At 70.7% G+C, this 19012-nt stretch carries 18 protein-coding genes; 7 read left to right on the forward strand and 11 right to left on the reverse strand.

Going from position 1 to position 19012, the window contains the following annotated elements; translation table 11 throughout:
- The first annotated feature begins 260 nt into the window (after positions 1-260).
- Positions 261-2732, forward strand: a complete 2472-nt coding sequence (locus tag LL239_RS06045; protein ID WP_228162554.1) for a helix-turn-helix transcriptional regulator — start codon at positions 261-263, stop codon at positions 2730-2732.
- A 3-nt stretch (positions 2733-2735) separates the two neighbouring features.
- Here LL239_RS06045 and LL239_RS06050 read toward each other — a convergent pair whose 3' ends face one another.
- The gene (locus LL239_RS06050; protein ID WP_228162555.1) at positions 2736-2939 is read right to left on the reverse strand and encodes a hypothetical protein; all 204 of its coding nucleotides are present in this window, start codon (positions 2937-2939) and stop codon (positions 2736-2738) included.
- A gap of 31 nt (positions 2940-2970) precedes the next feature.
- The gene (locus tag LL239_RS06055) at positions 2971-3660 is read right to left on the reverse strand and encodes a DUF998 domain-containing protein (RefSeq protein WP_228162556.1); all 690 of its coding nucleotides are present in this window, start codon (positions 3658-3660) and stop codon (positions 2971-2973) included.
- A 410-nt stretch (positions 3661-4070) separates the two neighbouring features.
- On the opposite strand from LL239_RS06055, the gene LL239_RS06060 reads away from it, so the two are divergent.
- Both LL239_RS06060 and LL239_RS06065 read left to right on the forward strand, forming a co-directional pair.
- Positions 4071-5000 carry an aldo/keto reductase gene (locus tag LL239_RS06060; RefSeq protein WP_228162557.1) on the forward strand — a complete coding sequence of 310 codons (930 nt, stop codon included), beginning with the start codon at positions 4071-4073 and terminating at the stop codon, positions 4998-5000.
- A gap of 27 nt (positions 5001-5027) precedes the next feature.
- Positions 5028-5252 carry a hypothetical protein gene (locus LL239_RS06065; RefSeq protein ID WP_228162558.1) on the forward strand — a complete coding sequence of 75 codons (225 nt, stop codon included), beginning with the start codon at positions 5028-5030 and terminating at the stop codon, positions 5250-5252.
- Here the strand turns inward: LL239_RS06065 and LL239_RS17785 are convergent.
- Together LL239_RS17785 and LL239_RS06070 are read right to left on the reverse strand one after the other, a co-directional pair.
- Positions 5242-5364, reverse strand: a complete 123-nt coding sequence (locus LL239_RS17785; protein ID WP_267188966.1) for a hypothetical protein — start codon at positions 5362-5364, stop codon at positions 5242-5244. The two genes, LL239_RS06065 and LL239_RS17785, sit on opposite strands and share 11 nt — an antisense overlap.
- Entirely contained in the window at positions 5361-5747 is a 387-nt protein-coding gene (locus LL239_RS06070; RefSeq protein ID WP_228162559.1) for a DUF7882 family protein, read from the reverse strand. The genes LL239_RS17785 and LL239_RS06070 overlap by 4 nt, the downstream gene beginning before the upstream one ends.
- A gap of 195 nt (positions 5748-5942) precedes the next feature.
- Between LL239_RS06070 and LL239_RS06075 the strand changes: the two genes are divergently transcribed.
- Positions 5943-7802 (forward strand): DUF2207 family protein, encoded by a 1860-nt coding sequence (locus LL239_RS06075; protein ID WP_228162560.1) that lies wholly within the window; start codon positions 5943-5945, stop codon positions 7800-7802.
- Positions 7803-7814: 12 nt separating this feature from the next.
- Here the strand turns inward: LL239_RS06075 and LL239_RS06080 are convergent, their stop codons facing one another.
- Positions 7815-8513 carry an esterase/lipase family protein gene (locus tag LL239_RS06080; protein ID WP_228162561.1) on the reverse strand — a complete coding sequence of 233 codons (699 nt, stop codon included), beginning with the start codon at positions 8511-8513 and terminating at the stop codon, positions 7815-7817.
- Positions 8514-8670: 157 nt separating this feature from the next.
- Here LL239_RS06080 and LL239_RS06085 point away from each other — a divergent pair, with 157 nt between their 5' ends.
- Positions 8671-10107 carry a glycosyltransferase gene (locus LL239_RS06085; protein WP_228162562.1) on the forward strand — a complete coding sequence of 479 codons (1437 nt, stop codon included), beginning with the start codon at positions 8671-8673 and terminating at the stop codon, positions 10105-10107.
- 145 nt (positions 10108-10252) lie between these two features.
- On the opposite strand, the gene LL239_RS06090 is transcribed toward LL239_RS06085, so the two are convergent.
- Positions 10253-10438, reverse strand: a complete 186-nt coding sequence (locus tag LL239_RS06090; protein WP_228162563.1) for a hypothetical protein — start codon at positions 10436-10438, stop codon at positions 10253-10255.
- 305 nt (positions 10439-10743) lie between these two features.
- On the opposite strand from LL239_RS06090, the gene LL239_RS06095 reads away from it, so the two are divergent.
- The gene (locus LL239_RS06095) at positions 10744-11766 is read left to right on the forward strand and encodes a TerC family protein (RefSeq protein WP_228162564.1); all 1023 of its coding nucleotides are present in this window, start codon (positions 10744-10746) and stop codon (positions 11764-11766) included.
- Positions 11767-11871: 105 nt separating this feature from the next.
- Positions 11872-12837, forward strand: a complete 966-nt coding sequence (locus LL239_RS06100; RefSeq protein ID WP_228162565.1) for an LLM class F420-dependent oxidoreductase — start codon at positions 11872-11874, stop codon at positions 12835-12837.
- A 36-nt stretch (positions 12838-12873) separates the two neighbouring features.
- Here LL239_RS06100 and LL239_RS06105 read toward each other — a convergent pair whose 3' ends face one another.
- The 5 genes from LL239_RS06105 to LL239_RS06125 form a co-directional block, all read right to left on the reverse strand.
- Complete coding sequence (locus LL239_RS06105) at positions 12874-13791, reverse strand: helix-turn-helix domain-containing protein (RefSeq protein ID WP_228162566.1); 918 nt, start codon at positions 13789-13791, stop codon at positions 12874-12876.
- Positions 13788-15911, reverse strand: a complete 2124-nt coding sequence (locus tag LL239_RS06110; protein ID WP_228162567.1) for a right-handed parallel beta-helix repeat-containing protein — start codon at positions 15909-15911, stop codon at positions 13788-13790. Before LL239_RS06110 ends, LL239_RS06105 begins: the two co-directional genes overlap by 4 nt.
- Positions 15904-17181, reverse strand: a complete 1278-nt coding sequence (locus tag LL239_RS06115) for a glycosyltransferase (RefSeq protein WP_228162568.1) — start codon at positions 17179-17181, stop codon at positions 15904-15906. The genes LL239_RS06110 and LL239_RS06115 overlap by 8 nt, the downstream gene beginning before the upstream one ends.
- Before the next feature lie 75 nt (positions 17182-17256).
- Positions 17257-18246, reverse strand: a complete 990-nt coding sequence (locus tag LL239_RS06120; RefSeq protein ID WP_228162569.1) for a hypothetical protein — start codon at positions 18244-18246, stop codon at positions 17257-17259.
- A 172-nt stretch (positions 18247-18418) separates the two neighbouring features.
- Entirely contained in the window at positions 18419-18910 is a 492-nt protein-coding gene (locus tag LL239_RS06125; RefSeq protein ID WP_228162570.1) for an FBP domain-containing protein, read from the reverse strand.
- Positions 18911-19012: the final 102 nt, after the last annotated feature.

Genomic DNA, 19012 nt, shown 5'->3' on the forward strand with positions numbered 1-19012 from the left:
GGCGCGGGTTCGGCTCCCCTCAGAAGGGGCGAATCGGCGGGGGAAGCGCTCGCGTCCGCTCATGGTGAGAACTCGTCACGGAGTGTGATGCCGACAGGGTGAAACCGGGATGACGACGGGGATGAAACCGTTCCCCTAAGACGTCGCGCGGGCGAAGACCACCCCAAAGATCGGGTGAAGCGCACCACCGCGGTGCGCTGCCTCCGTCGCCCCGCACCCGCACCGGCGCGACGAGACACTGCCCGAGAGTTGGAGACCCGATGCTGATCGACCTCGACACCCCACCCACCGCCGCACGCGCCGCCCGGCGTTCCAGTCGGTTCTGGACGCCGCGCACCGTCACCGTCGCCAAGCTCCGCGATGCTCTCGAGAGCGATGTCGTGCTTCTGCGCGGCCCCGCAGGAATCGGCAAGAGCGCCCTGCTGCGGCAGTTCTCTGCGGCACTCCAGGACGATCCCGAGGTCGGCATCCAGCTCCTCGATGCCGCGCACGCCGATCCGGGCACGCTCGATCGCGTCGCGGCCGCATTCCGCGAGGGTCCGGCGCAGCACGTGCTGCTGGTGGACAACCTCGCCGACGGACGCGGGGTGGACTCCGCCGCGATCATCGATCTGCTGCGCTCGGATCCCGAACTGCGGGTGGTGGCAGCGACCCGCCACGTCACCCGGCTGGAGAGCCCGCTCGTCGCGCTGGAGTTCGACGTGCACGTTCTCACCCCGGAGGACCTGCTGATGACGCGGGACGAACTCGTCCTCGTCCTGGAACTGAACGGGATCGAGTCGACCGACGTGGCGATCGACGTTCTGATGCGTCGCACGCACGGCTGGCCCGCACTGGCCCAACTGGCCAGCTCCCGACTCCGCCTCGAGGGGCTGCCGCTGCGCACCCGGGATGAGGCCGACGCCATCGCCGACTACGCCTCTCGCGCCCTGAGCGCCGACATGGAGGCGCATCTGCGCGCCCCGATCACGGACGAGGTACGCCTCCTCGCCGTGGCGCCCTACATCAATGTGGAACTGGCGGAGGCCATCGGTATCGACCCCACGACCGGCACGACCGGCGATCTGCTGACCGAATTGCAGGATGCCGGATTCGTCTGGCCCAGCACGACCCGACTCGTGCTCGCCGAGCCCGTTCGCGCCCAGTGGTTACGGGAGATCACGGCCGGGGCTCCCGAGCTCGTGGAGCGCGCACGTCTGCGCCTGCTGGACCACCTCGTCGCCGCCGGGGAGCCCCTCCGTGCCGCGCAACTCGCCGCCGACGCCGCCCAGTGGCCGACCCTCGGGTCGATCCTGCGTTCCGCGGGGCCGGAGATCTGGGCACGGGATGCCACCGCTTACGCGGCGCTCGTCGAGACCCTGCGCACGCACGTCGGATTCGACCCGGTGTCCGTGGACGCCCTCCTGACCGTCGACAGCGAGACGGCGGCATCCGCCGAGACCCCCGCGCTCGTCGTCGGCGCCCTCGGACGGCTGCCCGAGGCGAAAGTGGCCGCCCAGCACAACATCGAGGCGCTGATCATGCGGGTGAGCCTGCTGCGTGCCGCGGGCCGGTTCGCGCTGGCCACCGAGTCCGCCTCGCTGCTCGTGGACGCACTGCGCCGGCGACCCTCGCTGTCGGACGACGTCGTGGCCGAGGGCTGGTACCAGGTGGCGATGACGCACCTGGCGATGGGCAAGCTGCGCGACGCGAGCCTCGCGCTCGGCCAGGTGGAGCGTCTCGCTCCACCGGCGCGGCGGCTGCGTGCCCGCGGCGTGCTCGCGATCGTCGCGCTGCTCGAGGGCGACGTGCGCGCGGCCTCGTCGCTGTGCGATGTCGATCGGGAGGACGGGTGGGTCACCTCGCCATGGGGCGAGGGGACGCGTCTGGCCGAGGCGTGGCTGTGTCTGGAGCGCGGCGACGCCGCCGCGGCGCGCGAGCGCCTCGACACCATGACGGCGACCGGTGGGGCTCGCGAACTGTGGCCGTTCGCCGCAGCCGTCCAGGCGATCGCGTTCCTGTTGTCGGGAGCAGCACCCGACGCACTCGGAATGCTCCGGTCGTGGATGGCGAGGGCGCGCAGCACTCCCCCGTCGCACTTTCAGTCGATTCACCTGCTGACGGCGCGTGCGAAGGTGCTGATCGCCCTCCGGCAGGCTCGGAAGGCCCTGGCCCTGTTCGAGGGGCCGTTCGGCCTTTCCGCTGCCACCGCCCCCGCCATCGCGCTGTCGCAGCTGTACGCCGGACGCGCTCACGAGGCCTACGTCATGAGCGTCAAGTGGGGCATCCACCAGGACTCCTCGCCCCGTGCGGCCCTGGAGAGCCTGGTCGTGAGCATGGTGGCTGATGTCCGGCTCAACGGCACCGGCGCCCACCGGTCCACCGCACAGCGGGCCGAGGCGCTCAGCGCACGCCACGATCTCTGGAGCCCGTGGAGCGCGGTCGCGCCGGAGGATCGAAGCCTCGTCCTCCGACTGCTCTCGCCCGCTGCGCGTGACCGCGTCGCCCACCGCGACTCGTTCTTCGCCTCGTCTGTGAGCGTCCCGCACCTCACGAAGCGCGAGCAGGTGGTGCTCGCTCAGCTCACGCCCACCTCGACCATCGCGGACATCGCCCGAGCCCTCGTGGTCTCACCGAACACCGTGAAGACGCAACTGCAGAGCCTGTACCGCAAGCTCGAGGTCTCGGACCGGGCGAGCGCCATCCGCGCCGCCCACGCGTGGGGGCTCATCGAAGCCGAGAACGATCTGTGAGGGCTAGGGGCGCCGATTCCACCGCGGCTCGCGCCGCCGACGGGAGAGGCCGACGACGAGACGCCCCGCGAGGAGCACCGCAAGGACGACGACGACACCCGGCACGGTCAGAGGCACCCCGGCGCCGTGCAGGACCACGAGGACGACGACCAGCGCTGCGACCGGCGCGACGACACCGAGGATCCGGCGGAGACGTCGTCTGATCATGGGGTAACGGTAGCCGGTACCGACCAACGGGTCATCGGGGGTCCGACCGGGGCACCGGCTCGGGGCTGCGATCGGCGGCGACCTGCAATCCGAGGACACCGAACCAGGCGATGGCCAGGGTCGCGGCGGTGAACTCGAGGTTTCCCCCGAGAACGGTGTCGCCGCGGAACACCGCCAGCATCGCGCCCGTGAACGAGGTGAGACCGACCGCGACGAGGGTCACAAGACTCGCCGCGCGCATCCACGGACGGCGACGCAGGGCCGAGACCTGGGCCATCGCGACGATGGCGAGGACGAAACCCAGGACCGCGGCCGTGATGTGGATGAGGTCTTGCGGCAGAGCGCCCGGAGTGAACGGAACGGGACACCCCGGCGAGCACGTGACGACGGATGCCACGGCGAAGCACGCTCCGCACACGACCAGGGTCGCCGCGATCGGCCACCCGGCGACGTAGACGTACGGTCGGTGCAGGAGCGCCCGGTCGACGAGCACCGCCGCCATCCCCAGCAGAAGCAATGCCGAGTTGAACACCGGAGCGGTCGGCATGCCGGTCGCTCCGAGCTGACTCACGTAGTGGACGCTCGGATCCCACAGCCGACTCAGCCAGATCAGGCCCGCACTGAGGAAGGCGGCACTGCCGCCCACGGTGGCGAGAAGAGCGACGCGGCGATTGCTCGGGCGTACCGTGAAGCGCGGCGACCGAACGATCGTCTCGGTCATGGGCGTCTCCGGCGGCGTCGAGGGGTGCGGTCAGACTACCGCCCCACGAGCCGCCGCGCGCAGCGGCGACGCGCGCCCCCGACGAAGCGGTCGGACTCGTCGGCGAACTCGGGCGATTCTGCGGGTGAGGAATCGGCGAAGGAGCGGCGACCGACGTCGGCGCCGTGGCATCGTCGTCCTCGAGTGATCGCGAGTGGTTCTCCCCCAAAGTTCCTCACTCTTCGACCCGATCACTCACCGCGGATGCGCGGTCTCGTGGCCACGGCACCCGGTTCGAGACCGCGCATCCCTTCGCACAGATGCGTCGGCGTGCAGGCCCGCGGGCATGCTGCGGGCTGTCCTCCAGCGCGAAAGTCGGCCGTTGGCCCCAACCGACACCGTCGGGCGCGGCCGCGGGATAACGTGGAGCGATGCGATCCGTTCCCCTCGGCCCCTCGGGCCCCGCCGTGCCCGCTGTCGTCGCCGGAATGATGCGTATCGACGGCAAGAGCGACGCCGATGTCCGTGAGCTGTACGCGGCCGCGCGCTCCGCGGGCATCGACTTCTTCGACCACGCCGACATCTACGCTCGAGAGTTGCACTCCGCGGAACGGCGCTTCGCGGAAGCGCTCCGGCTCAGCCCCTCCGAGCGCGCGGAGATCCGCCTGCAGACCAAGGCCGGCATCGTTCGCGAGGGCCCGTACTTCGACTTCTCGTACGAGCACATCGTGTCGTCCGTGGAGGAGTCCCTTCGTGCGCTCGGGACCGACTACGTCGATGTCCTCCTGCTGCATCGCCCCGACGCCCTCGTCGAGCCCGAGGAGGTCGCCCGTGCGTTCGACCACCTCGAGGCGACCGGGAAGGTGCGGGCGTTCGGGGTGTCCAATCACACCCCGCGTCAGATCGACCTGCTGCGCACGGCCGTGCGACAGCCCATCGTCGCCAACCAGGTTCAGCTGTCGGTGGCGCACGCGCCGATCGTCGCGCAAGGACTGGCCATGAACATGGAGTCCACTCCCCAGTCGACCGTGCTGGACGGCGGCGGGCTGATCGACTACTGCCGCCTGGAGGGCATCACCCTGCAAGCGTGGTCGCCCCTGCAGGGCAGCGAAGGCGTGTTCCTCGACAACCCCGCCTACGCCGAACTCAACGCCGTCATCGACGGCTTGGCGGCGCGCTACGCCGTGACCCCCCTCGCGATCGCCGTTGCGTGGATCACGCGGCATCCGGCAGGAATGCAGGTGGTTCTGGGAACGACGACGCCGAGCCGCGTCGTCGAAGCGGCGGCGGGAGCCGACATCGTGCTGACCCGTGCGGAGTGGTATTCCCTCGTCCGGGCGGCGGGCTACATCGTTCCCTGACGACGACCGACACCGGGAGGATGACGCATGGCGCGGAAATCAGTGGTGCCCTGGGGCGCGATCGTCTCGGTCATGGCGGCGGGCGTCCTGGCCGCGCCGACCCTGTTGCTTCCCGCGGACAGCCCCGTCGGTCCGAAGCTGGTGTTCATCGTCGTCGGCTCCCTGTTGTTCGCAACAGCCGTCGCGCTCACGCGCGCGGAACCGGGCAAGCGAGGTTCGCGAGCCCCGGACGAGGACGACGTCAGACCGTGACGGCCGGGGTCAGTGTCGCGGGAGTGATGATCGTCAGCGGTTCCGTCGGAACGTCCCACGCCTCGAGGTGATTCACCGCGGCCGCCTCGGCCCGCGGGCTCCGGAAGCTCATGCGGCGCGGACGAGCGGACGCGGGGCGGCGGAGGAGCGGGCCGGCTTCTGCCGGGCGGGGGCGGGGCGTGCCTCGGCGACAACCTGTTCGGTGTCGAAGTCCAGGCTCAGCCCGCGGGAGGAATTCGCGTCGTTCGCCATGCGCTTCAGGAGGTTCTGGTCGAGCGACTCCGGCTGCTCGGACTCGAAGACGAAGCGAAGAGGAATCGCCGGTTGCAGCCAGATCGTGGATCGACCGACGGGTTCGTCCGGTCCGTGCGTCCACGACAGGGTGAAGCTCTCGCCGCGGCGGAGCTTGGTAGCGACGACCACTTTGACGTGAGCGAGCATCCGGTCATCCACCGTGATGGGCTCCGGAGTCGTTCCGTAGAAGAGCTTGGCCATGGTTGTTTCCCTTCACTCTTTCCTTGTTCGCAAACTTACTAGGTAAGCTAGCGAATAAGCAAGCGAGATATAAGGCTGATCGGCGAGAAGGCCATCGCCGAAACGGCGTCGATGCCCGCGACCGCCTAAACCCCCGTAAGCCGGATCCCCCGTGAGAGGGAGTCGTCGCGTCCCGCTTCTCGCTAGCGTCGAGGAATGGACGTCCTCGCCTCCCGAGTCCGCTCATCTCGCCTCCTGCACGCCGCGGCCGCTCTGCTCGGGCTGCTGGGGCTGCTCGTGATGGCGGCCGCGGTCGCTCCGCCCGCCCGTGCCGACGTCGAGGACTTCCGGTTCGACTCGTTCGACGCGCGCATGAGCCTCTCGCGCGCCGCCGACGGTCATGCGGAACTCGCGGTCACCGAGACGCTGGTGGCTCGTTTCCCCGACGAGGACCAGAATCGCGGGATCATCCGAGCGATCCCCGACGACTACGACGGTGTGCCGCTGCAGACCCGTATCACCTCGGTGACGGGCGCGGACGGCGCGGCGATCCCGTACGAGATCGAGACGGATCGTCGCGAAGTGCGCGTCCTCACCGGTGACGACGCCTATGTCCGAGGCGTGCAGACCTATGTGATCAGCTACACGCAACGCGACACAATCCGGTCGTTCGCGGACACCGACGCCGACGAGTTCTACCGCGACATCAACGGAACGCAGTGGGAGCAGCCGTTCGGACGTGTCAGCGCCGAACTGACCATCGACCGGGACCTTGCGGACTCCGCGCTCGACGGAGCCGCGTCCTGCTACCGAGGAGCGGAGGGCTCGACCGATCGGTGCGACATCACCCGCACCGACGGCGCGAACGGTGCTGTGACGTTCTCGGCTTCGTCGACCGACCTGGGTCCGGCCGAGAACGTCACGATCGCGGTGGGATTCGCCCGTGGCACGTTCGTCCCCGGAGAGGTCGTCCGCACTCCCATGGAGCAGTTCTCTCTGGATGCCGCGCCGGCGCTGTCGGCCATCTCGATCGGCGCCCTGGGCGTCAGCGCCGTCGCGATCGGGACAGCCGCCTTCTCCCGCCGCCGCAACCGCGACGCCCCCGGGCGCGGGATCGTCGTCGCCGAGTACACCCCGCCCGCCGACACCGACGTGCTCGAGGGCGCTCAGCTCGTGGGGCGCACACAGGCGGCCATCCCCGCGGCCGTCCTCGATACAGCGGTGGCCGGTCACCTTCGCATCCTCGAGGACCCGTCGGCGGACGACGAACTCGTACTCGAGTACATCGGCCGAGCCGGGGCCACCCCGATGCGCGCCGGCGTTCTGGCGGCCGTGTTCGGCGACGACCCGCGACCCGGCGAGCGCGTCGCGCTCGACACCCCTGGCTCCGACGTGGGCGAGCGGTTGCGCGACCTGTCGACAGTGGCCGCCGCCGAGGTACGACGTCGAGGGTGGATGCGCCGTCCGCGGATGAGAGCTGCGGTGATCGCCGGCGTGATCGCGGTGCTCGGCTTCGCCCTGTCGATCGCCGCCGTCCTGGTCACTTCGCTCGGCGGGACCCCGATGTGGTGGCAGGTCGCGGCCATCCCCGTGACGGTGGTGGCCGGCATCCTGACCTTCGTCATCATCCGCTACTCGGATCGGGTCACGGATGCCGGGGCGCCCGCGCGCGATCACCTGCTCGGACTGCGCACCTACCTGACCCTCGCAGAAGCCGATCGACTGCGCGTGCTGCAGAGCCCGGAAGGGGCCGAACGCCGACCGATCAGCGCCGACGACCCCGCGCAGGTGCTGCACCTCTACGAGCGGCTCCTCCCCTGGGCCGTGGTGTGGGGCGTCGAGCGGGAGTGGGCCGATGTCCTGGCCACACACGCGCGGGCCAGCGGAACGGATGTCGGCTGGTATTCCGGCCCGAACGGCTTCTCCAGCGCCGCGTTCGCCTCGTCTCTGTCGACGATGCGAGCCGGCAGCAGCCCCGCCCCGCAGGCCAGCGGGTCCGGCAGCTTCTCCGGCGGGTCGTTCGGGGGCGGGTTCTCGGGTGGCGGAATGGGGGGCGGCGGCGGCGGGGGGCGCTGACACGGATCCGCGTCATTCCGCAGCGCGGATGACTTCGGCGATCACGCGCGGATCCGCGAGCACACGGAAGTGGCCACCTCCCTCCAGCCGGACATTGCGTGCCCCCGCGAGTTCGCTGCCCTCGGGGATGTGGGGGTCGAACGCGCCGTAGACGGACACGATCCGCGCGTTGACAGCGGCCGACGCGCCTAACGCCCGCATCGTGGCATCCCCCGACCGGAAGGCCCGCAGCGACGGGGTCGGCATGAGACGGCTGTACCTCGACCCACCGAACGGGGTCGCCACGGCCACCATGGCCCGCACCCGTGCTCCGGCGGGCTCGAATGCCATGACCTGCTTGCCGATCAGGCCGCCCTTGCTGTGCGCGACGAGCACGACGTCGTCGAGATCGCGGTCGACGAGGAGCTCGGCGACTCGGCCGGCCGATTCGACGATGGGACGGCGGTTCGAGCCCAGTCCGGTCACGACGTGGACGGGGTGGCCCCGGGCGTGGAGGGCGTTGGCGAGCGGCTCGAGGAAACGCCACGTCTCGTAGATGCCCGGCAGCAGCACGAGCGGTCGGTGAGGGCCGGAGGCGAGGTCGTCCGGCCGGCCCGGTCCGGCGGCACGCACCTGGGCCGTCGCGGCGTAGAGGTAATCCTGGCCCCACCACCTGAGATCGCGGGCCAGGTCGCGCCACCGGTGCGGCCGGAACACGGCATCCGTCGACATCCCCCCATCCTGGGTCACCCCGGCCTCCCGACGGTCGGGGGTTGCGCCGACGGAGCGCGTCGCGTCCCGCGTAGAGTCACGTCATGCGCACCTCCCCCCGCAGCGCCGGTCTCCTCCGCCATCGGCGCTCGCCCTCGGCGCCGCCCGGAGTCGTCCGGTGACCGTGCTGCCTGCGGGCCGTCAGTTCGTCCTCACGTGGGGAGTGCCGCGCGCGTACGGGGGGCTGACGGCGGCGCTCCTGCAGCGCTCCCGCCTCTTCGACCGCCTCGGCGGCGCGCCGGTGACGGTGCTGACGTGCGACGATCGCGCGGATCCTGCCGCCACGGCGGCGGAGCTGTCCGAGCGGGCGGCGCTCTCGCCCGGTGTCCGCGTCCTCAATCTCTGGGACTGGCTGCGCGAGAACGATCTGCGCGGCCGTGCGGTGGGTCCCACGGCGGGATTCGCCCCGCTGCCCGCCGACTCGAGCGAGGAGCGGGCCGAGGGGCTCCTGCTGCGGCGGGTGCGCACGGACGCCCGGGGAGCCGTTGTGCAGATCGATCATCTCCGAGCCGATGGCACGCTCGCGGTGAGCGATCGCCGCGACGTGCCCGCGGCGAACGGCGATGTTCGTCGCGTGATCGTGACGTGCGACGGGTCGGGCGAGCCCCGTGCCGCGTGGCGTGGGGTGCGCGCGTTGTACGCCGCGTGGCTGGATCGACTGACCGCGGGCGAGCCGGCGTTCCTCCTCGTCGACAGCAAGGCGATGGCGCGGTTCGCCGCGCGATATCGCCGACCGCACGTGGTCGTGCTGCACGTGGTCCACGGCTCGCACCTCACCGAGGACGGCACGGAGGTGCGCCCGTCGCGTGCGGAGGTGTTCGCCCGGCTGGGCGCGTTCGACGCGGTCGTCTTCTGCACCGCACGTCAGGCGCGCGACGTCCGCCGGCGGGTGGGTCCGCTCCCGCTGCTGGCCGTCGTGCCGCACCCGGTGGCGCGGGTCGCCGTTCCCGCCGCCGCGCGCCAGGGGGCGGTGGTGATCGCGCGACTGGAGGGGATCAAGCGCGTCGAGGACGCCGTGCAGGCAGCCCGTCGCGCCGCAGACAGGGTTCCCGGTCTCACGCTCGAGGTGTTCGGCGACGGCCCGGAGCGCGCGGCCCTGGAGCGCAGCGCGGGCGCCGACGGCCTCGTGCGGTTCCGCGGTTTCGATCCGTCCGCCCGCGACGCTCTGGTCACGGCGTCCGTCCTGCTTCTGACCAGTCGCTCAGAGGCGTTCTCCCTCGTCGTCGCCGAGGCCATGGCGGCGGGGTGCCTGCCCATCGCCTACGACGTGCCCTACGGGCCGCGGGAGCTGATCGACCACGGTCGCACCGGATGGCTGGTGGAGCCCGGGAACGTCGACCAGCTCGCGGAGACGCTCGCTCGCGCCCTGTCCACGGATGAGCGGAGGCTCGCGCGGATGCGGCGGGATGCCATGACCCGATCCGCGGCACTGGACGAGTCCGCCGTCCTGACACGGTGGGCGGTGGTCCTGCGTCGCGCGGCCAGAAGGCACCGCGCTCGGCGGGCGACCTGGAGACTCCGTGAACTCCTTCGGCGACGCCTGCGCATCGGCTGAAAGCGAGACCCGGCGCCCCCGATCGGATGTACCGTCTTGCTCGCCCGGCCCCGGCATCGCCGGCGCGGATGACGCCCTCAGCGGCGTGCGGCGGCCCCGTCCGTCGAGCCACTCCCCCACGCGGCTCCGGACGGGGCTCGTCGCATCAGCGGTCCTCGCCGTAGGCGCGGATGCTCCGCACGTCGTCCTCGAGTTCCTCGTCGGCGGCGTCATTGCCCACCGCCGCATCGGCCGCACGTTGCTCCTGCGCGCCGGCCTTCTTCTCCTCCGGTGCCGCGTCGGTGGCGCCGTCCATGATGGGGGCGTCCTGGGTCTCGTCGCGATCGTTCATAGCGGTCCTCCTCGATCGATGTCGTGCTGCCATCGTCGGACCTCCCGGCGGGCGCCCCCGAGGGGTTGCGTGGGCCGGGCCGGCGTGCTCCCCGTCACCACGCGAGCGATGACGGGGGCACACCCGCCGTCCAGCGCCCGCCGATCGGCGGGTGTGCCGTAGAATCGACGTCAGCAAGGGGAGTACTCCCACGCGACGTTCCCGTCAATACGGTCCACGCCATCGTGGACCCGGGCCGTCGGTCCGCATCGCGGATGGAAGAGACCTTGGTGTTTCGACGTACACCAGAACCCCTGGAGGCCCGCGTGGGTGTCACCCCGCTCATCTGGATCATCACGATCGCGATCACCATCGCGTTCTTCGTCTTCGAGTTCTTCGCCCATGTGCGAAAGCCGCACGAACCGTCCGTCGGCGAGTCCGCCCGATGGTCCGCGTTCTACATCGGGCTCGCGCTGCTGTTCGGCGTGGGCATCGGCGTCGTGTCGGGCTGGACCTACGGTGGGGAGTACTTCGCCGGCTACCTCACCGAGAAGGCCCTCTCGATCGACAACCTCTTCGTCTTCCTGATCATCATGACCGGGTTCGCCGTGCCGAAGAAGTACCAGCAGAAGGTCCTGATGATCGGCATCGTGATCGCGCTGATCATGCGCGGTGCCTTCATCGCCGTCGGCGCCGCCCTCATCGAGAACTTCTCCTGGATCTTCTACATCTTCGGAGCTCTGCTGTTGTTCCTCGCCTACCGCCAGGCGTTCGCACACGGCGAGAGCGACCCCGCGAACGGCCGGTTCATGCGGTTCGTCCGGCGTGTGCTCCCCGTCACCGAGGAGTACCACGAGGACAAGCTCACGGTGAAGAAGGATCGAAAGCGCTTCGTCACCCCGATGCTGCTGGTGATCATCGCGATCGGGTTCATCGACCTGGTCTTCGCGGTCGATTCGATCCCGGCCATCTACGGCCTGACGAACGAGGCGTACATCGTCTTCACGGCCAACGCGTTCGCACTGATGGGTCTGCGCCAGCTGTACTTCCTGATCGGCGGTCTGCTGGAGCGTCTGGTCTACCTCTCGCAGGGTCTCGCCGTCATCCTGGCCTTCATCGGCGTGAAGCTCGTCTTCCACGCGCTGCACGTCAACGAACTGCCCTTCATCAACGGCGGACAGCCGCTGCTGTGGGTGCCGGAGATCCCGATCTGGCTCTCGTTGCTCTTCATCGCCGCGACGGTCGCCGTGGCGACGGCGGCGAGTCTGGCCAAGACACGCAAGGACGCCGAGAAGAAGCGGCGCGATGAGTTCGACGGCGAGAAGGTCATCCACGCCCCCGAGGACTGATCCTCGGCACCGGGCCCGCGGCGTGCGCCGCGGGCCCGGTGCCGTATCGGGTCGTCGAGCGCAACCCCGCGCCCTCGGTCTTCGTGCGCGCCTACCGTGGCGGGCATGACTCGTTTCGGATACACCCTCATGACCGAGCAGAGCGGTCCCCGTGAGCTCGTGGACTACGCCGTCGGCGCCGAGCGCGCCGGGTACGACTTCCTCGTCTCCAGCGACCACTACTCGCCCTGGCTGACATCGCAGGGCCACGCCCCGTACGCGTGGACGGTGCTGGGCGCCGTCGCGCAGGCCACCACCGACGTCGAGCTCATGACCTACGTCACGTGCCCCACCATTCGGTATCACCCCGCGGTCGTCGCGCAGAAGGCGGCGACCCTGCAGCTGCTCTCGGACGGGCGCTTCACCCTCGGCCTCGGCTCCGGCGAGAACCTGAACGAGCACGTCGTCGGCGAGGGCTGGCCCGCGGTGCACGCTCGCCAGGACATGCTCGTGGAGGCGATCGAGATCATCCGCGCCCTCCACACCGGAGACCTCGTGACGTACGACGGCGAGTACTTCCGGGTGGATTCCGCCCGCGTCTGGGACGTCCCCGAGGGCGGAGTGCCGATCGGCGTCGCCGTCTCGGGTGCGCGCTCGATCGAACGGTTCGCGCCGCTGGGCGACCATCTCATCACGACCGAGCCGGAGGCCGATCTTCTGAGCGGATGGGATGAGCACCACGAGGGCGAGTCGCGCAAGATCGGTCAGATCCCCATCAGCTGGGACCCCGACAAGGATGCGGCGATCGCCCGCGCCCACGACCAGTTCCGGTGGTTCGCCGGAGGCTGGGCGGTCAACTCCGATCTGCCGACCCCGGCCGGCTTCGCAGGCGCGTCGCAGTTCGTGCGTCCCGAGGATGTCGCGGACTCCATCGCGTGCGGTCCCGACCTCGACGAGCTCGCCGAGAGCGTGCGTCCGTTCATCGACGCCGGGTTCACCGACATCGCCATCGTGCAGGTCGGCGACGAGCAGCAGCAGCGATTCGTCGAGGAGATCGCCGCTCCCCTGCTGGAGAAGCTCCGCGCGCTCTGACGCGGTCGGCCGGCCACGCGGACGGGCCCCTCGGGCTCACCCCGCGTGGCCGGACTCGCGCACCCACTGCTCGAGCCGCCACACCGGAACCCGGAAGACACGGGCGACGTCGGGGATCGCGTGGTGTCCCTCGACGACGGATGCCACCGCGAACTCCTGCAACGAGCGGAAGTTGCGGCCCGCGAGCGGGCCGACGCGCAGGTCTGCGAAAGTACGCGGAGCGGTGCCGGAACCGGCGCCGGGTGCCACGAACACGTAGGGGGATGCGCCCTGCATGCCCCGTTCGGCGGCGCGCTGATGAACGCTCGGCGCGACCGACGGGGCCGGCAGGTGCGCACCGGGGTCAGGGGGGTCGGCATGCACGGGCGCGGGTGACGACGTCGGCCACGGGCGATGAGGCGCACTCCCTGCCGGGTCCGGAGGCAGAGAGGGCGCGGCCACAGCGTGCGGCACAGATGCGGGCGGCACCGGAGCCGGGCCGGGCGGCACCTGACCGCCCGGAGCCGGCGCGGGCACGGCCGCACCCGGAGTCCCGACCGGGGGCACCTGAGCGTCCGGGACGGGAGCGGGCACGGCCGCATCCGGAGTCCCGGCCGGCGGCGCCGAACTCATCCACGGCGCGGGTGGCAGCTCACCGCCCCAGATCACGGGGCTCGGCACGACGTGCGGACTGGAGCTCGGGGCATCGATCGCGTCCGACGCAGCCGCGGTGGACACTCCGTCGCCGAACAGGTCGGCGATGCCGACCTCGAACACGTCGGCGAGCGCGACGAGCGCCGCCAGCGGTACCGCGGTGCGCCCCGCCTCGAGCGATCGGATGCGCTGCTCCGACAGTGCCGCTTCGAACGAGAGGGCCGTCACCGACAATCCGCGGGCGAGGCGCATCGCGTGCACCCGGTCGCCGAGCCTGCGCAGAACCGTGTGCAGTCGATCGTCCTCGTGCTCCTCGGTCATCGTCGACCACCTCCGACGTTCGAGTTTCGCGCCGCCTCCTCGACCCACTGTTGCAGCCGCCACTGCTGAATCCGGAACAGGCGCGCGATGGTCGGCACGGGATAGCCGCCTTCGAGCACCGCGGCCACGGCGAACTGCTGCAGAGAGGCGAAGGTGCGCCCCTCCAGGGGCCCCGTCCGCAGATCGGCGAACGAGCGGGGGCGATGGTGCGCGGGTCGGCCGCCGGAAGTGGATGCCGATGCCGGTCGCGCCGCGGGAGCTCGGGAGGGAGCCGGGCCGGGTGCGGAGCCCGGGGAGCGGCCGGCCGTGCGCGCTGCGTCTCGGGCGGCCACGGGCACGGCCTCGCGTTCGAACGGATCCGGTGGCTGCCAGCTCGCCGGTGGAGCGTCGGCTCGATAGGCCGCCACCTGCTCCTCGCCGTGCCGCAGCAACGCCTCATGCAGGAGCGCCCGCAGTTTGCGATGCTCCCTCCGGCGACGCCAGAGCACGGGGACCCCGATCGCCGGGATCAGCAGAACCAGGCTCCACATCCACATCATCGGGTGCTCGTTCATCCACCCGACCCACGCCCACTGGAACGTCCAGTCGGTCTGTACGTTGTCGGCCTGCATCGTGCGCGAACCGGACCACGACGCCACCACGTCCTGGCCGACGCCGTGGAAGGTGTTCCCGGTGATGTCGGCGCGGGCGCCCTCCGAGAGTTCGACGGCGAACCCGGATGCCACCCGCAGATCGTTGTCGCGGACGATGACGGCCGCGCCGGTCAGCTCGAGCGCGATGCGACGCCCCGCCAGGCGCGAGTCCGACACCGTGGCATCCGTGATCTCGCCCGACACGTCGAGAGCACGCAGGTCCGACGAGGTGAGATCGGCATCGGTGACCGTGAGCCCGGTCGAGGGCCCCTGGACCAGCACGGCGGTCCGCGTCTCCTCGACGCGGGTGCTGCGGATCTCGGTCGTGTCGGTGGAGATCACGCGGACCCCGCCCTCGCGGTTGCCGGTGACGCGGGACCCGGTGAGTGCGAACCCCTCCGCGGGGCTGAGCCCGTAGCCGCCGGACGTGGGACCGTCGGCGAGCGCGGCACCGTCGACGCGTACGCCCCAGCCCGCGGAGCCGTCGACCGTCGAGTCGGTGATCTTCGTCCCCGTCGACTGGCGGGAGATGGAGATCCCGTCCCCGCCCGAGCCGCTGACCGTGGTGCGTTCGATCGTGGTGTCCGACGCCCCGTTGGTCGCCTCGATGCCCGTCATCGTCGAGTTCTCGATCGTGCTGTCCTGGATGCCGGCTTCCGTGGTGTCGGAGAAGAACACGCCGTAGTGCAGCCCCGTGATCTTCGTCGACACGATTCCCGCCGAGGCCCGGTCGTCCCCGGTACCGGTGACCGCGAGTCCTCCCGTGCGGCCGCTCCAGTAGCCGAGGTCGCGGAACTCCGCGTGGCCGATCCCGAGCACGCCGTCGCGCGCGCGGACGTAGGCGCGTCCGTCGCTCTCGTCAAGATCGGGCGCGACCGCCGCCTCATCCCATGAGGTGAAGACCAACGGATCGTCCTCGTCGCCGAAGACCCCCAGGATCCCACCCCAGACGACGATGCTCGTCGTCCCCTGGGCCGAGCTGAGCATGCGAACGGTTCCTCCGCCGAAGAAATCCAACTCCGCCCCCCGGCGCACCACGACGTTGCGAATCAGTGTCAGCGTGCGGTCGTCGTCGGCGCGGACCGCACCGGCGGCGATGAGATCGGCGACCCCGTAGCCCGTCAGCTGACCGCTCCTCGGGGCCAGCACGACGGTGTTCCACTGCTCCACCAGAGCGGGATCGTCTGGCGCGAGCGCGGCGACGGCCGCGAGTCGGGCGTCCTCATCGGCGACGAGCTGGGCCGGTGTCTTCGGCACGGCGGGGCCATCGGTGGCATCCGCGGTCGGGGGCGCCGTGACGACCGGGGCCGCGGAGTCGCCCGCGCGCAGCCACGGCAGCAACGTGCCCGTGTGGACGAAGTTCCCGGCGAGCACGACCCCCACGACGAGGAGGGCGACCGTCACGACGATCACCACCCGGGCCACACCGCGGAAGGCCGGGTGCGTGTCACCGCGTTCCTGCGCGGTCAGCGCGCCGTCGTCATCCACCAGGCGCCTCCGCCGGGTCCGGCGCCGGGCCGACGCCGGCCGCCGATTGCGCCTCACCGCCGAGGCTGGCCTCGGACTGACCCTCGCCCCCCTGACTGTCGGCCGAGCGCGTCAACCACCCCTGCTTGTTCATCGTGAACAGGGCGTACACCTTGATGGGCAGAGCCACGAAGATGATCACGAGCGTCACCAGCGGCAACAGCACGATGTCTTCCGGGCGACGCCAGAGGTGCGACATTCCACGGATGCCACGACCGACGAAGACCCACACGATTGCCAGGCCCAGACCGAGCAGCGGGTGGTCCGCACGGACCGAGAGGGCGATGTAGGCGAGGGCGACGAACATCGTGAAGGGGGTCAGCAGGATCTGCATCATCGTGATCTGGGAGATCAGCGGCACCTTGAAGATCCACCCGTGCCGGATCGCCGTGAGGTAGCAGCGGAACGAGTTGCGGCTCCAGCGCACGCGCTGCTTCACGAACGCACGGAAGGTGCCTGGGAACATCGACAGGGCCCGGGCGCTGTCCTGGTGGGCGACGCGGAAGCCCTGTGAGAGCACGAGCCACGTCATCCGTCCGTCGTCGCCCGCGACGCACTCCCGGCCGAGGAAGATCTCGTGTTCGAGATCCTCCACGCGCGGCTGGATGACCGATCGTCGGTACGCCGCCGTGCGCCCCGATGCGCAGATGATCCCGCCGAAGCGCCCCATCGCGGGGGCGTAATCGGTGTAGCGCAGGTCGATGATCCAGTCCGCGACGCGACGCCAGATGCTCGACTTCGGCAGGTAGACGTTCTGCCGCGTGCTCACCGCGCCCACGGCGGGGTCGATGAAGGGCATCTGGACGGCGGCGAGCATTCCGTCCTCCCACGCGGTGTCGGAGTCGACGAACACGATCAGTTCCGTGTCGACCATCCGGATGCCGACCCCGAGCGCGGACCGCTTCCCCCGGTGCCGGAACATGACGACGTCCACCGTGGGGATGCCCAGCGCCTCGATGCGCCGCTGGGCTTCGATGTCGGCGACATCGAGGACGATGATGATGCGAGAGGGGCCCTGCCGCACCCACGTGTGCAGACACCGCAGGAGCACGTCCGGGTCCTCGTGGAAGGACGGCACCACGACGGTCGTCGTGGTGCGGTAGTCGTTGCGAACCGGGCGCGACGTGGCGGCCAGGATCTTGCGCACGATCCAGAAGCCCCAGGACACGATGCCGAGGTACCCGAACGGCAGCAGCCACATCAGCTGCTCCCCGAATGACCCTTGGCCCACCCGTTCTCCCCGTTGCGCGCGGCGAATACGCTCGATTTCCGGCCCGGGGAGACAGTGCAGGTTACCGCGTCCGCGTTACGCGCACGCAACGTCGGTCAGAACCGCGCCCGTTTCGAGGGTGTTGTCGCACGCCACGGCGTTGCCGGCCGACCGCGCGGAGCCGACGACCGCAACGCCGACACCGTCCGGTCCCGGACGCAGGAGGTTCCCTGCGACGACGTTGCCGGCTCCCCAGGGATCCAGGATGACGTGGATCGACACGGCATCCACGGGTCCCGAGATCGTGTTGCCCTCCAGGCGCCACTGGCTGCCCTTGAGGTCGACGGCGCTGTCCACCGCAGGCGCGGGGCCCACCGAGAGCGACGACCCCCGCACGACCCCACCCGTCGTGCCCTCCTTGGCGTCGAGCGCCTCGGCCGTGGTGTCGCGCACGACGAGGTCCAGGAACGCGTTACGGTCGCTGCGGTCGGGCTCGCAGGCGGTGTACCGGCACCAGTTCGACTCCGCCGAACCGACGTACACGCCCTCACCGAACTCGGGGTCCGTCAGGCCGGTGCGCTCGACGGTCACCGAGCGCACGGTGTTGTCGCTGCTCCCGGCGCGCAGATGCAGTCCCTCCTGGCCCACGTCCGAGATGGTCAGCCCACTCAGGGTGGAGTGGGTCGTGGCGTCCAGGACCACCCCCTTCTGGGAGCCCCGTACCGTGAGGTCGCGGACGTCCCAGTAGTCGGCGCCCTCGAGGTGCAGCGTGTATCCGTCCCCGACATCGCCTCCGTCGAGCACCGTCCCCGCCGAACCGCACAGCACGATGGGGGCCTGTGCGCTCGCGCTCGCTGAAGCGCGGAAGCGTCCCCGGTACACGGTCGGTGCCAGTTGCAGCACCGCACCCGGCACGGCCGCGTCCAGCGCGGCCTGGAGCGCCTCGGCACCCTCCCCGACGGCGACCGCGCCGGGCGCACACGGCACGACCGTCGCAGACGGTGCCGTGTCGGAGCCCGGCGCGCATGCCGACAACGCCGCGGCGAGCGCGGCGACCGCGATGGCGGCGGCGAGAGTGCGGTTCATCGCGTCGAGTATCCCAGGCGGGGACGGGCGGTGATCGCACGCCGCGGCCGCCGTCTCTCCCCCACGGCTGCCGCGCCGAAGCGTGGGGATGCTCTCGGCAGGGCGCTGCGGAGGCGACGCGGACCGCGCCCTGAGCGGGTGCCCGGACCCGGCCGGACCCGGGCAGCCCGGATCAGTCGCCGATCATCAGGTCGCGGAAGAACCCGTCGACGTGAGCGCGCAGCATTTCGACACGGCGGTCGCGCGCGGCGGCGGCGTCGTGACCCAGATACGCGGGCGGGTCGAGGCGTCGCGCGTTCGCGGAGCACTCGAAGTTCGCACACAGCAGGGTGCCGACGGAGTTGCCCGCTTTGCCGGCGCGACCGGCACGACGGGCGGAGAAGAAGACGACATCGTTCGGCAGGGTGACGTCGGAGCACCACGAGCACTGGGGCCGCGAACGGGTGGGCTGCTCGGCCTGGCGCAGCTGCAGTCCCACGGGGACGGCATCGATCTCTGCGACGACGAACCCCAGCAGCGGTGACTTCGGGTCGCGCCAGCCGAGATAGTCGAGACGGTCCCAGTCGCGGTCGGCGAGATCCGCGGGGAGGACGATCGCTTTGCGTTCGCGCAGAGAGACGTTGACGAAACTGGATCGGATGGTGGACTCGGTGAGAGCGATCATGACGGTTTTCCCATCGACGGACCGGATCTGTTCCGGTCGGACGGCACCCGCGGCTCAGCGCGGGTGAACGGAGGATCCGCACCGACGACGTGTCGGCGCGAG

The organism is Microbacterium testaceum (genome assembly GCF_020781835.1).
GTDB classification, from domain to species: Bacteria; Actinomycetota; Actinomycetes; order Actinomycetales; family Microbacteriaceae; genus Microbacterium; species Microbacterium testaceum_H.

Coding starts and splice junctions, on each gene's coding strand:
- LL239_RS06045 (WP_228162554.1), top strand. CDS start 261: ATGCTGATCGACCTCGACACCCCACCCACCGCCGCACGCGCCGCCCGG.
- LL239_RS06050 (WP_228162555.1), bottom strand. CDS start 2,939: ATGATCAGACGACGTCTCCGCCGGATCCTCGGTGTCGTCGCGCCGGTC.
- LL239_RS06055 (WP_228162556.1), bottom strand. CDS start 3,660: ATGACCGAGACGATCGTTCGGTCGCCGCGCTTCACGGTACGCCCGAGC.
- LL239_RS06060 (WP_228162557.1), top strand. CDS start 4,071: ATGCGATCCGTTCCCCTCGGCCCCTCGGGCCCCGCCGTGCCCGCTGTC.
- LL239_RS06065 (WP_228162558.1), top strand. CDS start 5,028: ATGGCGCGGAAATCAGTGGTGCCCTGGGGCGCGATCGTCTCGGTCATG.
- LL239_RS17785 (WP_267188966.1), bottom strand. CDS start 5,364: ATGAGCTTCCGGAGCCCGCGGGCCGAGGCGGCCGCGGTGAATCACCTC.
- LL239_RS06070 (WP_228162559.1), bottom strand. CDS start 5,747: ATGGCCAAGCTCTTCTACGGAACGACTCCGGAGCCCATCACGGTGGAT.
- LL239_RS06075 (WP_228162560.1), top strand. CDS start 5,943: ATGGACGTCCTCGCCTCCCGAGTCCGCTCATCTCGCCTCCTGCACGCC.
- LL239_RS06080 (WP_228162561.1), bottom strand. CDS start 8,513: ATGTCGACGGATGCCGTGTTCCGGCCGCACCGGTGGCGCGACCTGGCC.
- LL239_RS06090 (WP_228162563.1), bottom strand. CDS start 10,438: ATGAACGATCGCGACGAGACCCAGGACGCCCCCATCATGGACGGCGCC.
- LL239_RS06100 (WP_228162565.1), top strand. CDS start 11,872: ATGACTCGTTTCGGATACACCCTCATGACCGAGCAGAGCGGTCCCCGT.
- LL239_RS06105 (WP_228162566.1), bottom strand. CDS start 13,791: ATGACCGAGGAGCACGAGGACGATCGACTGCACACGGTTCTGCGCAGG.
- LL239_RS06120 (WP_228162569.1), bottom strand. CDS start 18,246: ATGAACCGCACTCTCGCCGCCGCCATCGCGGTCGCCGCGCTCGCCGCG.
- LL239_RS06125 (WP_228162570.1), bottom strand. CDS start 18,910: ATGATCGCTCTCACCGAGTCCACCATCCGATCCAGTTTCGTCAACGTC.